This window comes from Shinella sp. 20P9.1.1, from assembly GCF_057798995.1.
In genome coordinates, this window is record NZ_JBYOLC010000008.1 from 35,140 (window position 1) to 49,840 (window position 14,701).

A 14,701-nucleotide genomic window follows, 5' to 3' on the forward strand; every position below is an offset into this window, starting at 1 on the left:
GATGAAAATCGAAGACGCCATGGTGCTGGCCGCCGGCCTTGGAACGCGCCTGCGCCCCATCACCGATACGATGCCGAAGCCGCTGGTGCCGATCGCGGGCAAACCGATGATCGACTATGGGCTGGACGCGCTGGCGCAAGCGGGCGTCAAGCGCGCGGTCGTCAACGTGCATCACTTTGCCGACCAGATGACGGCGCATCTTTCAAACCGCACCGAGCCCGAAATCATCCTGTCCGATGAGACGGCGCAGCTGATGAATTCCGGCGGTGGGCTTGCCAAGGGCCTGAAGCTGCTGGGCCGCGCTCCCGTGCTCGTCATGAATGCCGATCTGTTCTGGATCGGCGAAAAAGCCGGCGAAAAGAGCAATCTTCAGCGCCTATCCGAAGCCTTCGACCCTGACCGCATGGACATGCTCCTGCTCTGCGTGCGGCTGGAGGATACGACGGGCCATAACGGCAAGAAGGATTTTTCGATGGATGCGGACGGGCGGCTCACCCGTTACAGCGCGGAAAGCGGCAATCCGGTCGTCTATGCCGGCGCTATCGCCATGATGCCGGCCCTGTTCGATGATGCACCCGACGATGCCTTCAACCTCAACATCTATTTCGACCGCGCCATCGAGAAAGGCCGGCTCTTCGGCCTGATGCTCGCGGGACACTGGATCACCGTCGGCACGCCTGACGCCATTGATGCGGCGGAAGCCGTCATCGGCCGTTTTCACGAGGCGGCGGCGTGACCAGCGCCCGCGGCGGCCGCATCTTTTCGATTCCGGCGAGCCTGCCTTTCCTGAAGACGGTGGCGGCAAGCCTCATCGACGGCCGCCTCGTGCCCGGCTTCTCCTATGATCCGGCCGATCCGCTGGCGCTGGCCGACGTCACGATCTACGTGCCGACGCGCCGTTCGGCCCGCGTGCTGCGTTCGGAATTCGTCGATCTCTTCGGCGGCAGATCGGCGATCCTGCCGGCCATCCGGGCGCTGGGCGAGACGGATGACGACAGCGGCTTCTTCGACGAGGTGACGCCCGCGCTTCTCGACATGGCCGAACCGCTGTCCGGCCCGGCGCGCCTCATCGAGCTTGCCCGCCTCGTGCTCGCCTGGCGCAACAGCCTGCCCGCCGCTGTGACCTCCGTACATGCCGAAAGCCCACTCGTCGCCCCCGCAAGCCCGGCCGATGCCGTCTGGCTTGCCCGCAACCTTGCCGAGATCATCGATGCGATGGAAACGGAAGAGCTGGACTGGTCGGCGTTCGACAGCCTCGACGTCTCCAACCATGCGCTCTGGTGGCAGCTCACCGCCGAGTTCCTGAAGATCGCCAGCGACTTCTGGCCGGCGCGCCTGACGGAGCTTAGCCGCTCCTCTCCGTCGCTCCGGCGTAATGCGACGCTGCATGCCGAAACCGAACGCTACAGCCATTCGCCGCCGGCAGGCCCTGTCATCATCGCCGGTTCGACCGGCTCCATTCCGGCAACCGCGGGATTGATCGCCGCCGTGGCGAAGCTGCCGAACGGCGTGGTGATCCTGCCGGGGCTCGACCGCTTCATGTCGGACGCCGAATGGCTGCTCGTCGGCCACCAGGGCGGCGTGGAGGGTGGGCAGAAGCCGGATGCCGCCGCGCGCAGCCATCCGCAATATGGCCTTCACCGCCTGCTCGCCCGCATGGGCTCTACGCGCAACGACGTGGAACCGCTCGGCTCACCCCCCGACCATCTGGAATACCGCTCGAAACTCCTCTCCAGCGCCTTCCTGCCGACGCAGGCGACGGCCGGCTGGGGCGAGGTGCGTGGCGCGCTCGATGCCGACCGGATGGTCGCAGCGTTCCGCGACGTCTCCCTCGTCGAGGCGGCCAATGAGCGCGAGGAAGCGCTGGCGATTGCCATTGCGCTGCGGCTTGCGCTTGAAGACAGCGAAGACGCCCAAGCGGCTTTGATCACGCCCGATCGGAAGCTCGGCCGGCGTGTTGCCGCCGAACTCGCCCGGTTCGGCATTGAGGCGGACGATTCGGCCGGCACGCCGCTGCTCTCCACCCCGCAAGGCACCCTGCTCAGGCTTCTGGCCGACGCAGCCTTGCGCCCCGGCGACCCGGTGCCGCTCGTCGCGCTTCTGAAACATCCGCTTGCCCGGTTCGGGCTTCGAAACGAGGACCTAAGCGCGGCCGTGACCGCGCTGGAGCTGACGGCGCTGCGCGGCGGGACGGCGGAAATCGACATCTCGGCGCTGGAGCCGCTGCTGGAGACCGCCCTCGAACGGCAGGCTGGGGATCGCCATCCGCCGGTCTGGCGCACCGCGCTGCCCGAGACGGCGATCCCGCTTGCGCGCGATCTGACGCGCCGCGTCGCCGCCGCCGTCGAGCCGCTAGCCGGCGTGCTGGTGCAGCAAAGCCGCACGGGGCGACGCTTCTCCTCGAAACTGCCGCTCTCCGACTGGGCCGAGCGCACCGGCCGCGCGCTGGAAGCGGTGGCGGTGGATGAACGCGACAATCTCGCCGCCCTCTGGTCGGGCGAGGCCGGCGACAGCCTCGCCAATCTTCTCAAGAGCGTGATGGAGACGGACGGGCAGATCGAGGCCGACGGGCCGCAATGGTGCGATATCATCGAGGCGCTGGCGGCGAGCGAAAGCGTCAAGCCGCGCTCGATGCGCCATCCGCGCGTCTTCATTTTCGGCGCGCTCGAATCGCGCCTGCAAAGTGTCGATACCGTCGTGATCGGCGGGCTCAATGAGGGCACCTGGCCGGGGCAGGCGGCGAACGACGCCTTCCTCTCGCGCATCATGAAGGTGGAGATCGGTTTGGAGCCGCCGGAGCGGCGCATCGGCCAGCTCGGCCACGACTTGCAGATGGCCGCCGCCACGCCGAAGCTGGTCCTGACGCGGGCGCTGCGCAATGGCACCGCGCCGACCGTGGCCTCCCGCTGGCTGCAACGCCTGCTCGCCGTCGGCGGGCCGACGCTGGCCGCCGACCTGCGCAGCCGCGGCAAAAACCTCATCGACTGGGCCGGCGACATCGACAAAAGCGCCAGCGTGTCGACCGCGCCGCGCCCGTCGCCAAAACCGCCGGCGGACTTGCAGCCGAAAAAATACTCGTTCAGCGAGATCGGTCGTCTGCGTCGCGATCCCTATGCCATCTATGCCCGCCATATCCTGCGGCTGCACCCGATCGCGCCCTTCAATCTCGATCCAGGACCGGCCGAACGCGGTTCGCTCTACCACCGCATCGTCGATCGTTTCGTGCGTGCGGAGGGGAGCGGAGAGCCGCTGACCCTTATCGGCCATATCCTCGACGAGGAATTCGACGCCATTGCGCTCCCCCCGCATATCGATGCCGTCTGGCGGCCGCGTTTTGCCGCCGTCGCCCGCGCCTTCGTCGACTGGCACCTGAACCGCGCGCCTGAGGTGCGCGAAAGCCTGACGGAAGTGCCGGCCTCGCTCGATCTTTCCATCGGCGGCATCCGCCTGACGGGCATTGCCGACCGCATCGATATCCTGCCCGACGGCAGCGCCGATATCCTCGACTACAAGACCGGTAGCACGCCGTCGCTGAAGGTGGCGCGCGCGCTGCTCGATCCGCAATTGGCGCTGGAAGCCGCCGCCATCCGCCGCAGTGCCTTCCGCGGCCCCGGCCAGCGCGAGCCGGCAAACCTTCTCTATGTACGCCTCAAACCCGGCGAACGGTTCGAGGCAGAGCAGGTCAACAACGAGGGTGCCAAGACCAATTCGAAATCGGCCGTGGAACTGGCGGAGGATGCTCTAGCCGAGTTGGAAAAGCTGCTGACCGGCCTGATCGACGGCCGTTTCGGCTTCGCCTCGCGGCTCATTCCCGAGCAGGAGCGCGATTATGGCGGCGAATACGACCATCTGGCGCGCGTCGCCGAATGGTCGTCCGCGGAAAACGGTGGGGAGGGCGACGATGCGTGAGAGCGAAGCCGAAGACCGCCCCGCCTCCGCCGACCCCGCAGCTTGGCTGAGCTGGACGTCGCAGAAGCAGGCGACGGCATCGGACCCGGCCCGCTCGGCCTGGGTTTCGGCCAATGCCGGCTCGGGCAAAACGCATGTGTTGACCCAGCGTGTCATCCGGCTGCTGCTCGCCGGCTGCCGGCCCTCGGCCATTCTCTGCCTCACCTATACCAAGGCGGCGGCCTCCGAAATGTCGAACCGCGTCTTCGAGCGGCTCGCCGAATGGGCGACGCTGTCCGATGAAGAGCTGTCCGACCGGGTCGCCGCCATCGAGGGTAAGCGGCCGGACCTGTTCAAGCTCGCCGAGGCCCGCCGTCTCTTCGCCAGAGCGCTTGAAACGCCGGGTGGCCTGAAGATCCAGACGATCCACGCCTTCTGCGAGGCACTGCTGCACCAGTTTCCGCTGGAGGCCAACGTCGCCGGCCATTTTTCCGTGCTCGACGACCGTGCGGCCGCCGTGCTGCTCGCCGATGCGCGCCGCACGCTCCTGACCGCGACGGCAAACGAGGACGATCCCGCGCTGGCCGACGCCTTTGCGACAGTGCTCGACATCGCCGACGATACCGGCCTGGAAAAGCTGATCTCCGATATCGTCGCCGCCCGCGGACCGATCCGCGCCTTCATCGACGAGGCGGACCGGGACGGTGGCGTGGGCGCCGTGCTGCGGCGGGAAACGGGGATCGCGGCGACGGAAACCGCTGACACCATCCTCGCCGCCTTCTGGCCGCTCGACGGTCTTTCGGGTGCAACGCTGGAAGCCTATCTCTCGGCGGCGGAGACGCTAGGCAGCGATACGGTGAAAACCTCGGCCGCCGGTTTGCGGTCCGTAAGCCGGCTCACCGATCCGGAAGCCCGCCGCGCCTTGCTTCACGGACTGTTCTTCACGAAGGACGGATCGCCCAAGAAGATCGGCACCGCCTTCTTCTCCGCTGCGCTGAAAAAACAGTTTCCGCAATTCGAGGACGCGCTGACCGCTGCGCAGGACCATATGGTCGCCTGCACCGAGCGGCTGCGGCGCCTGCGCATGGTCGAGGCGACGCTGGCGGCGCTCACCATCGCCGAACGGCTGATCGGCGACTACGAGGACCTGAAGCGGGCGCGCAGCCTGCTCGATTTCGACGACCTGATCGACCGCACGGCGACGCTGCTCACCCGCGAAAAGGTGAGCGCCTGGGTGCATTACAAGCTCGACCAGGGCATCGATCATATCCTCGTCGACGAGGCCCAAGACACCAGCCCGCGGCAATGGCAGATCGTGAAGGCTTTGACCGACGATTTCTTCGCCGGCGAAACGGCGCGGCGGGTGGAGCGCACGATCTTTGCCGTGGGCGACGAAAAGCAGTCGATCTATTCCTTCCAGGGCGCGCGGCCGGAACGCTTTGCCGAGGAAGGAAGGGAGGTTTCCCGCCGTACGCGGATGGCGGAGGCGGCCTTTAGCCCGATCCGGCTGCTGCTCTCCTTCCGCTCGACGCGCGACGTGCTGTCGGCGGTGGACCAGGTGTTTCTGGAGCCTGCCAATGCGCGCGGCCTCTCGCCCGATGGCGACGAGATCGTGCATGCCTCCAATCGCGGGCGCGAGCCCGGTGCGGTCGATGTCTGGGAGGTGATTGCCGCCCCGCCGGGTCTCGATGAGGAGGACTGGACAGCGCCCTTCGACGCAGTGGCGGAGGAAGCGCCGATCAACGTGCTGGCGCGGCGCATCGCCGATACGCTGGCCAGCTGGATCGGCCGCGAGACGGTGACAGAGAAGGGCAAGGCGCGGCCGATGGCGGCGGGCGACGTGATCGTGCTGGTGCGCAAGCGCGACGCCTTCGTCAATGCGCTGACGCGCACGCTGAAGCAGCGCCACAACCTGCCCGTCGCCGGCGCCGACCGGCTGGTGCTGACCAAGCATATCGCCGTGCAGGACCTGATGGCGCTCGGCCGCTTCGCCGTGCTGCCGGAAGACGATCTTTCGCTGGCCGCCCTCATGAAGAGCCCGCTCTTCGGCCTGAACGAGGAGACCGTGTTCGAGCTTGCCGCCCGGCGCGGCGAGCGGCAGAGCCTGTGGATGCGGCTTCGGGAGATGGCGGAAACGAATGCTGCACTCGACCCGATCGTTCGCCGGCTTGCCGACCTTATCAGCCATGCACGCGAACAATCCGTGCATGATTTTTACGCGCGCATTCTGGGTGCCGGTGGCGGGCGGCGGGCGTTCCTCGCCCGGCTCGGCGCGGAGGCGGGCGAGATCATCGACGAATTCCTGACCTTCGCGCTGGAGCAGGAGGAAAACGGCCTGCCCGGCCTGCAAGCCTTCGTTTCCACGCTGGAGCTGGAGGCGCCGACGGTCAAGCGGGAGCAAGACAAAGCGCGCGGCGAGATCCGCATCATGACCGTGCATGCCGCCAAGGGCCTGGAGGCGCCGGTCGTCTTTCTCGTCGACGGCGGCTCCAAACCCTTCAATGCCAACCATATGCCGAAACTGCGCTTCCTTGCGGGCGGTCCTCTGGCCGGCGGCCTGCCGGTCTGGCTGCCGCTGAAGGACCTCGGCAACGCACTGACGGAGGCCGATGCCGAGCGCATCAAGGCAAGTGCGGAAGAGGAATACCGCCGGCTCCTCTATGTGGCCATGACGCGCGCGGCCGACCGGCTCGTGGTCTGCGGCTATCGCGGCCGGCAGGAAGCCAAGGACACGTGGCATGCCATGATCGCCACGGCCCTTGCCGCCGGCGAAAGCCGTTGCGTCGAGACGGCGTTCTCGACACCGGGTGAAAGCTGGCAGGGTCTTTCCTGGCGGGAGGCGGGTGCTGCCGATATCGGCGCGGTATCGACGGCCGCCGTCGAAGAACGGGCGAAGGCGGTGCTGCCCGAAGCGCTCGGCAAACCGCTGCCGCCGCAGAAGGCGTTGCCGCGTCCCTTAAGCCCCTCGGGTGCGGCCGCCGTCATCGAGACCGACACGGCCGACCTTCTGGTGCCCTCCGCATTATTTGGCCGCAAGGGCGGTGGCGCGCCTGGTAGCGGGCTGGCGCTGGAGCGCGGGCGCATCCTGCACCGGTTCCTGCAGATCCTGCCGTCCTTTGCGCCGGAGGAGCGCCCGGCGGCGGCGCGGCGCTATCTGGAGCGGGCGGTGGCGCATTGGCCGGACCATGCCCGTGCCTCGCTCGTGGAGGCCGCGCTGGCGGTGATCGGCGACGAGAGCCTAACAACGATCTTTTCGCCTTCGGCGCGTGCGGAAGTGTCGATCATGGGCACGCTGTCCTTGGGTCGGCGGGATTTTGCGGTCTCCGGCCGCATCGACCGCATGGCCGTCAGCAGAGGGGCCGTCGAGATCGTCGATTTCAAGACGAACCGCGTGCCGCCGGCCGCCGTTTCCGATATCCCGTTCGAGCATCGGGCACAGCTTGCAATCTATCGCGCGATCCTCACGCCGCTCTATCCGGAGACGGAAATCCGCTGCGGGCTGATCTATACGGAGGCGGCGAAAACCTTCTGGCTGGAGCCGGCGCTGCTCGATGCGAGCCTTGCCGAACTCACGGCAAAGTGAGATACCGGGCGGGACGGATCGTGCCGGCCCGGCAATTCAGGGCTTGAAACCGAGAGCCCGGCGCATCACATTCCATGCAACAATCACCGTTCAAGGAGAGCCTCATGGCTACCGTAAAAGTCGACCAGTCCAACTTCCAGGCTGAAGTCCTGAATTCCGCAGAGCCGGTCGTCGTCGATTTCTGGGCCGAATGGTGCGGCCCGTGCAAGATGATCGCGCCTGCGCTTGAGGAAATCTCGACGGAACTCGCCGGCAAGGTGAAGGTCGCCAAGCTGAACATCGACGAGAACCCGGAACTGGCCGCCCAGTTCGGCGTGCGCTCGATCCCGACGCTTGCCATGTTCAAGGGCGGCGAAGTGGCCGACATCAAGGTTGGCGCCGCGCCCAAGACGGCACTCGCCTCCTGGATTTCCAGCGCCGCCTGATCGGCCCGACTGATCCACATGAAAAAGCCCGGCTTCGGCCGGGCTTTTTGCGTTTTCAAGTGGGTGGGGTTCCATTGTCGGCCAAGACATCACCGACGAGATAGAGCGAACCGCCGATCAGGATGCGGGGCGGCACGGCATCTTCCGCCGTGATGCGGCCGATTTCGGCGAGCGCTTCGGCGACAGTCGAGAACGCTTCCGCTTCAAGGCCGGCGCGGGCGGCATCCTCGGCCAGCGCCACCGGGTCGAGGCCGGCATCGGAGCCGCGGATCGGCACGGTGAAGACGCGCTCGGCCAGACCGCCGAAGGGCTCGAAATAGCCGACCGGGTCCTTGGTGTTGATCATGCCCGTCACGAGGAAGAGCGGGCGGGCCTCGCGCTCCTCGAAATTCGCCATGGTCTCGGCGATCACCTGGCCGGCACCGGGATTGTGGCCGCCATCGACCCAGATCTCGCTGGCGCGCGGGGCGATGCGCGCCAAGGCGCCATCCGTCAGGCGCTGCAAGCGGCCCGGCCATTCGACATGGGAGAGGCCCATTTCCAGCGCATGTTCGGAAATCGGAAAGCCGGTGGCCTTGACCGCGCGGATCGCGGCAGCGGCATTGGCATATTGGTGGCGACCTGGCAGGCGCGGCAGCGGCAGGTCGGCAAGGCCGAATTCGTCCTGATAGACGAGGCGGCCATATTCCTGATGCGCCATGAAGTCCTGGCCATAGACGGCATGCGGGCAGCCGAGCCGCTCGGCAGTCTCGATCAGCACGTCGCGGGCGGCGTCTTCCGTCTGGAAGCCTATGACGACGGGCACGCTGCGCTTCATGATGCCGGCTTTTTCGGCGGCGATCAGCTCGACACGATCGCCGAGATAGGCCTGATGATCGAGCGAGATCGGCATGATGATGGAGACGGCCGGGCGCGGCATGACGTTCGTCGCATCGAAGCGCCCGCCAAGGCCGACCTCGATGATCGCGACATCGGCCGGATGCTCGGCAAAGAGCACGAAGGTGACGGCGGTCAGGATTTCGAAGACGGTGATCTTCTGGCCGCCATTGGCATCCGCGACACGGCGCACGGCATCCGCCAGAACCGCGTCTTCCACGAACTGCCCGCGGCCACCCTTGACACCGAGGCGGTAGCGCTCGTGCCAGTTGACGAGATGCGGCGAGGTATGGACGTGGACGCTGAGGCCCTGGGCCTCGAGGATGGCGCGACAGAAGGCCGTGACGGAGCCCTTGCCGTTTGTGCCGGCCACATGGATGACCGGCGGCAGTTTCAGATGCGGATCGCCAAGCGCCGCGAGCAGCCGCGTGATGCGGTCGAGAGACAGGTCGAAGCCCTTGGGATGGAGACCGAGAAGTTTCTCGATCTCCGCTGCCGCTTCGCTGACCACCACGCCGGTCATGTTACTGGGCCGCGATGGCGACGGCGCCGTTGGTGGCCGAGACAGCTGCCGGCTTCTTCATGAGGATCTTCAGAAGACGGGCCAGCATATCGGGAATGTCATGGCGCTTGACGACCATGTCGACCATGCCGTGCTCCATGAGATATTCCGACGTCTGGAAGCCCTCGGGCAGCTTTTCGCGGATGGTCTGCTCGATGACACGCTTGCCGGCAAAGCAGATTTCGGCACCCGGCTCGGCGAGATGGATATCACCCAGCATGGCATAGGAGGCCGTGACGCCGCCGGTCGTAGGGTTGGTGAGCACGACGATATAGGGCAGGCCCGCTTCCTTGAGCATTTCCACGGCGACGGTGGTGCGCGGCAGCTGCATCAGCGAGAGGATGCCTTCCTGCATGCGCGCGCCGCCCGAGGCGGGGAACATGACGAGCGGGCACTTTTCGGCGATCGCGCGTTCGAAGGCCTTGATGATCGCCTCGCCCGCGGCAATGCCGAGGGAGCCGCCCATGAAGTTGAATTCATGCACGACGGCGACGAGCTTGACGCCGCGCGACTTGCCGACGCCAGCGACGATCGTGTCTTCGAGGTCGGTCTTGACGCGGCTGTCCTTCAGGCGATCGCTGTACTTCTTCGAATCGCGGAACTTCAGCGGGTCCTGCGCGACTTTCGGCTGCTGCAGGGCCTCGTAGACGCCGTCATCGAAGAGGTCCTTGAGGCGAGCCTTGGCCGGCATCTTCATGTGGTAGCCCGAGGCCGGGATGACCCACTTGTTTTCCTCGAGATCGCGGTGGAACACCATCTCGCCGGTTTCCGGGCACTTGATCCAGAGATTTTCCGGTACATCCCGGTCAGGGCGGCCAAGCATCGAGTTGATCTTCGGCCGAACGTAGTTCGTGATCCAGTTCACGGTCTAGACTCCCGTTATAATGGTGGTTCCCATGTGGGAACTTTACTCCGCCGCCGCAAGGCGCGACGCGCGCACGCCCGATGCGAGGCTCATGACCAGCGTTTCGACACCGGCAACGGTGGCAGCACTCGCCTTGCCGTCCGCCGTCAGGCTGGAGGCGATCTGGTTGACGATGGCGGTACCGACGACGACGCCATCCGCCGAAGCGCCGATGGCGCGGGCATGTTCAGCCGTCTTGACGCCGAAGCCGACGCAGACCGGCAGCTTCGTATGGGCCTTGATGCGGCCGACGGCGCTGCCGATGAGCGAGGGATCGGGCAGGGCCGAACCGGTGATGCCGTTCATCGAGACGTAATAGACGAAGCCCGACGTGTTCTTCAGAACGGCCGGCAGGCGCTTCTCATCGGTCGTCGGCGTGGCGAGACGGATGAAGTTGATGCCCTTGGCGAGTGCCGGGATGCACAGTTCGTCATCCATTTCCGGCGGCAGGTCGACGACGATCAGGCCGTCGATACCGGCGTCCAGCGCCTCGTCGAGAAAACGCTCGACGCCATAGATGTAGATCGGGTTGTAGTAGCCCATCAGCACGATCGGGGTCGCGTCGTCTTGCCTGCGGAAGTCGCGGGCCATCTGGATCGTCTTGGCAAGCGTCTGGCCGCCGGCAAGCGCCCGCTGGCCGGCAAGCTGGATCGCCGGACCGTCGGCCATCGGATCGGAGAAGGGCATGCCGAGCTCGATGACGTCGGCGCCGGCCTTCGGCAGCGCCTTCATGATCTCCAGCGAACAGGCATAATCCGGATCGCCGGACATGAAATAGGTGACGAGGGCCGGGCGGCCTTCCGCGGCGAGATCCGCGAAGCGTTTGTCCATGCGTGCAGTCATTCTCAGAGCTCCATGCCGAGGATCTTGCCGACGGTGAAGATGTCCTTGTCGCCGCGGCCGGAGAGGTTCATCAGGATGATCTGGTCCTTGCCCATTTTGGGCGCACGCTTGATCACCTCTGCAATGGCATGGCTCGGCTCCAGCGCCGGGATGATGCCTTCAAGCCTGGTCAGAAGCTGGAAGGCTTCCAGCGCCTCGTCGTCCATGATCGGAACATATTCGGCGCGGCCGATCTGGTGCAGCCAGGCATGTTCGGGGCCGATGCCGGGATAGTCGAGGCCGGCCGAGATGGAGTGGCCTTCCTTGATCTGGCCGTCGGCATCCTGCAGCAGGTAAGTGCGGTTGCCATGCAGAACGCCCGGCGAACCCGCCGTCAGCGAGGCACAGTGCAGGTCGCCGTCGAGGCCCTTGCCGCCGGCTTCGACACCGACGATCTGGACGCTCTTGTCGTCGAGGAACGGATGGAAGATGCCGATGGCATTGGAACCGCCACCCACCGCCGCGATGACCATGTCCGGCAGGCGGCCTTCGGCGGCCATCAGCTGCTCGCGGGCTTCCGTGCCGATCACCGACTGGAAGTCGCGTACTAGCTCCGGATAGGGATGCGGGCCTGCGGCGGTGCCGATCAGGTAATAGGTGTCGTCGACATTGGTGACCCAGTCGCGCAGCGCCTCGTTCATGGCGTCCTTCAGCGTGCCGCTGCCTGACGTGACGGGCTTCACCTCGGCACCGAGCAGCTTCATGCGGAAGACGTTCGGCGCCTGACGCTCGACGTCGGTCGCGCCCATATAGACGACGCAGGGGAAGCCGAAGCGCGCGGCGACGGTGGCCGAGGCCACACCATGCTGGCCGGCGCCGGTTTCGGCGATGATGCGCGTCTTGCCCATGCGCTTGGCGAGCAGGATCTGGCCGATGCAGTTGTTGATCTTGTGCGAGCCGGTGTGGTTCAGCTCCTCGCGCTTGAAATAGATCTTCGCGCCGCCGAGATGCTGCGTCAGACGTTCGGCATAATAGAGCGGGCTCGGGCGGCCGATATAATGGGCGCCGAGGTGCTTCAGCTCTGCCTGGAAGGCCGGATCGGTCTTGGCCTTGTCCCATTCCGCCTGAAGTTCGAGGATCAGCGGCATCAGGGTTTCGGCGACGAAACGACCGCCGAAAATGCCGAAGCGACCGTCCTCATCGGGACCTTCGCGATACGAATTCAGGTTGGGTGACTGGTTCACTTGCCTCTCCCTGCGACGGCGGTCTTGTCGTCCGCCTTGTTCGCCGCTTCAAAAAACGCTTCCATCAGGCCGAGGTCCTTGACCCCCGGCGCGCTTTCGACACCCGAACTGGTATCGATGCCCGGCGCGCCGGTCAGTTGAATGGCCTCGGCGAGGTTATCCTTGTTCAGCCCACCCGAAAGCATGTAATCGACGCTTCCGTCAAGCAAATGCATGAGTTCCCAGTCGAAGGAGACACCGTTGCCGCCCGGAAGCTCGGAGCCTGCCGGGGGCTTGGCGTCGAACAGGAACCGGTCGGCGATGCCGATATAGGGATCGATCTTCTTCAGATCATCAGCCTCGCGCACCGAAAATGCCTTCATCACAGGCAGGCCATAGACCGCCTTGACGGTCAGCACCCGCTCCGGGCTTTCCTTGCCGTGCAGCTGGAGAATGTCGGGCGAGAGCTGGTCGACGATCTCGTCCAGCGTGTCGCTGTCGGCATCTACCGTCACCGCGACAATCTTCACGCGACCGCGCACCCGGTCGGCCAGACGGCCGGCGTCGGAGGGCTCGATATTGCGCGGGCTTTTCGGAAAGAAGATGAAGCCGATGTGGGTCGCGCCGAGCGCAACCGCCTTGTCGACGGCCTCTTCGGTCTTCAGCCCGCAGATTTTAATGTCGCGTTTCATGGGCAAGGGGTTCGCACGAATCACCGGAAGAGTCGAGCCGAAAGACGGCGGCAAGAGGACTGGAAACGCCACCCTTGCACGGCCGACAAGGCTGCCCATATGGAAGGAAACGACAGACCGGAGACATCCATGCGGCTCATCATCGCCATCCTCCTGCCCTTTCTCGTGTTTTTCACCATCGGGCGGCCGATTGCCGGCATTATCTGCCTGATTTTGCAGGTCACGCTGATCGGCTGGCTGCCGGCCGCCATCTGGGCGGTCTATGCGCTCAGCCAGTACAATACGGATAAGAAGATCAGCGAAGCGCTCGGCAACCGCCGTTAGTTTTGGTTCAGCCAAAATCCAGGGCATGCAAAAGGCTGCCATTGCGCTTCAGCCAGCGTTTGGCTTCCTCCGTCGCCGGGCAGAGCTTTTCGCACAGGGCCCAGAAGGCCGAACTGTGGTTCATCTCCTCGAGATGCGCCACTTCGTGGGCAGCGAGATAATCGATGACATGCGGCGGGGCCATGGCAATGCGCCAGGAGAAGCTAAGCGCACCATCTGCCGAGCAGGAGCCCCAGCGGCTACGGGTATCGCGCAAGGTCAGCGATTTGACCTTTTTCCCGATGCGGCCCGCATGAACAGTGACCAGCCGGTCCAGTTCCAGCCGCGCTTCCTTCTTCAGGAAATCCGAGATGCGGCGGGGAATGCTCTCTTCCATGCCGCCGACGCGCAGCACCGCCTCGTCATCGATAACGACAGCCTCGGTGAGCCCGCGCAGCCGGCCGGTCGCCTCGATGCGGTGGGCGATGCCGCGGATCATGACGTAACCGCCGTCGGCCAGTTCGTTCGTCGTGCGGAACTTGGCGAGCTTCGTCATCAGCCAGCCCTGATGACGATCGAGGAAATCGCGGATTTCACGGTCTGCAATGCCTGACGGCACCGTCATGCGCAGCGCCCGGCCGCCCGGCTCGATGCGCAGCGTCAGACGGGTAGCGCGGGAATCCCGCTTGATGGTGAGCGGCAAACGCCGGCCATTGACGTCAAGCTCGCGCCGTTCCGGCGGCGGCGGCGTCTTCAGGGCCTTTCGGGGCTTGGAAGCCAAGGAGAACATGCTGCCTTTCATAGCCGATTCGAGGCCGGCTGAAATGCCTCAACGAAAAACCGGCGCTCGCGGCGCCGGCTCTTTCTTTATCGGTCCTGACGGTCTCAGGTCGCCGGAAAGCCGGGCACGTCGCCCTTCCCTTCGGCGCGGCGTTCGCGCATGAAGCGGTCGAACTCCTCCTGGTCCTTGGCGCGGCGCAGCTCGCGGCTATAGGCGTCGAACTGTTCGCGCATCTCGTCGAGCTTGCGGCGCTCCTCGTCGAGGCGGGCGAGTTCGGCGTCACGCCAGTCGTCGAAGGCGACGTTGCCGGTGGTGCTGCGGAACGCGTGGCCGCGGCCGCCGCGGAACTTGCTGCGGCAGGAGGCGAACATGCCGTCGAGATTGTCGTTGGCGTCTTTCTTGAAGTTTCTCAGGCGATCGCCGAAGATGATGTAGGCAAGCATGGCAAGGCCGAGCGGCCAGAATACCACGAAGCCCAGCACCATCAGGGCGATGGTCGCAGGCGTCCAGTCCGGACGAATGAGCGCTGACTGGTTCATGTGCAATCTTCCTCACGATCGACGGAAACCACCTCGGTTTCCGGTGAATTCGATGTGGTTAGACCGCCCACCGCGTTCAAGACGATGGCGCATGAATTCGGGC

At 65.5% G+C, this 14,701-nt stretch carries 12 protein-coding genes; 5 read left to right on the plus strand and 7 right to left on the minus strand.

Features of this window, described 5'->3' with window-relative positions; all coding sequences use genetic code 11:
- Position 1 precedes the first annotated feature (1 nt).
- The 4 genes from AC27VQ_RS15145 to trxA all read left to right on the plus strand — a co-directional run bounded on the left by AC27VQ_RS15145 (position 2) and on the right by trxA (position 7,896).
- Positions 2–736 carry a nucleotidyltransferase family protein gene (locus AC27VQ_RS15145; RefSeq protein WP_488716910.1) on the plus strand — a complete coding sequence of 245 codons (735 nt, stop codon included), beginning with the start codon at positions 2–4 and terminating at the stop codon, positions 734–736.
- A complete protein-coding gene (gene addB / locus AC27VQ_RS15150; protein ID WP_488716911.1) occupies positions 733–3,909 on the plus strand; it encodes a double-strand break repair protein AddB in 3,177 nt (1,058 codons plus the stop codon). The genes AC27VQ_RS15145 and addB overlap by 4 nt, the downstream gene beginning before the upstream one ends.
- Positions 3,902–7,471, plus strand: coding sequence for a double-strand break repair helicase AddA (gene addA, locus AC27VQ_RS15155; RefSeq protein ID WP_488716912.1), 3,570 nt, complete (start codon positions 3,902–3,904; stop codon positions 7,469–7,471). The genes addB and addA overlap by 8 nt, the downstream gene beginning before the upstream one ends.
- A gap of 104 nt (positions 7,472–7,575) precedes the next feature.
- A complete protein-coding gene (gene trxA / locus AC27VQ_RS15160; protein WP_117372247.1) occupies positions 7,576–7,896 on the plus strand; it encodes a thioredoxin in 321 nt (106 codons plus the stop codon).
- Between the two features lie 55 nt (positions 7,897–7,951).
- Here trxA and AC27VQ_RS15165 read toward each other — a convergent pair whose 3' ends face one another.
- Genes AC27VQ_RS15165 through AC27VQ_RS15185 form a run of 5 tightly spaced genes read right to left on the minus strand, consistent with a single transcriptional unit; the run spans position 7,952 to position 12,975 of the window.
- A complete protein-coding gene (locus AC27VQ_RS15165) occupies positions 7,952–9,295 on the minus strand; it encodes a bifunctional folylpolyglutamate synthase/dihydrofolate synthase (protein WP_488716913.1) in 1,344 nt (447 codons plus the stop codon).
- 1 nt (position 9,296) lies between these two features.
- A complete protein-coding gene (accD, locus tag AC27VQ_RS15170; protein ID WP_488716914.1) occupies positions 9,297–10,199 on the minus strand; it encodes an acetyl-CoA carboxylase, carboxyltransferase subunit beta in 903 nt (300 codons plus the stop codon).
- Positions 10,200–10,241: 42 nt separating this feature from the next.
- Complete coding sequence (gene trpA / locus AC27VQ_RS15175; protein ID WP_488716915.1) at positions 10,242–11,081, minus strand: tryptophan synthase subunit alpha; 840 nt, start codon at positions 11,079–11,081, stop codon at positions 10,242–10,244.
- A 2-nt stretch (positions 11,082–11,083) separates the two neighbouring features.
- Positions 11,084–12,304 carry a tryptophan synthase subunit beta gene (gene trpB, locus AC27VQ_RS15180; protein WP_313523907.1) on the minus strand — a complete coding sequence of 407 codons (1,221 nt, stop codon included), beginning with the start codon at positions 12,302–12,304 and terminating at the stop codon, positions 11,084–11,086.
- Positions 12,301–12,975: a phosphoribosylanthranilate isomerase gene (locus AC27VQ_RS15185; protein WP_488716916.1), complete on the minus strand. Its 675-nt coding sequence runs from the start codon at positions 12,973–12,975 to the stop codon at positions 12,301–12,303. Before AC27VQ_RS15185 ends, trpB begins: the two co-directional genes overlap by 4 nt.
- Positions 12,976–13,104: 129 nt before the next feature.
- Between AC27VQ_RS15185 and AC27VQ_RS15190 the strand changes: the two genes are divergently transcribed.
- Positions 13,105–13,299, plus strand: a complete 195-nt coding sequence (locus AC27VQ_RS15190; RefSeq protein WP_298101535.1) for a YqaE/Pmp3 family membrane protein — start codon at positions 13,105–13,107, stop codon at positions 13,297–13,299.
- A 7-nt stretch (positions 13,300–13,306) separates the two neighbouring features.
- Here the strand turns inward: AC27VQ_RS15190 and AC27VQ_RS15195 are convergent, their stop codons facing one another.
- Both AC27VQ_RS15195 and AC27VQ_RS15200 read right to left on the minus strand, forming a co-directional pair.
- A complete protein-coding gene (locus AC27VQ_RS15195) occupies positions 13,307–14,068 on the minus strand; it encodes a M48 family metallopeptidase (RefSeq protein ID WP_488716917.1) in 762 nt (253 codons plus the stop codon).
- A gap of 95 nt (positions 14,069–14,163) precedes the next feature.
- Positions 14,164–14,598 (minus strand): DUF2852 domain-containing protein, encoded by a 435-nt coding sequence (locus tag AC27VQ_RS15200; protein WP_244763444.1) that lies wholly within the window; start codon positions 14,596–14,598, stop codon positions 14,164–14,166.
- Positions 14,599–14,701: the final 103 nt, after the last annotated feature.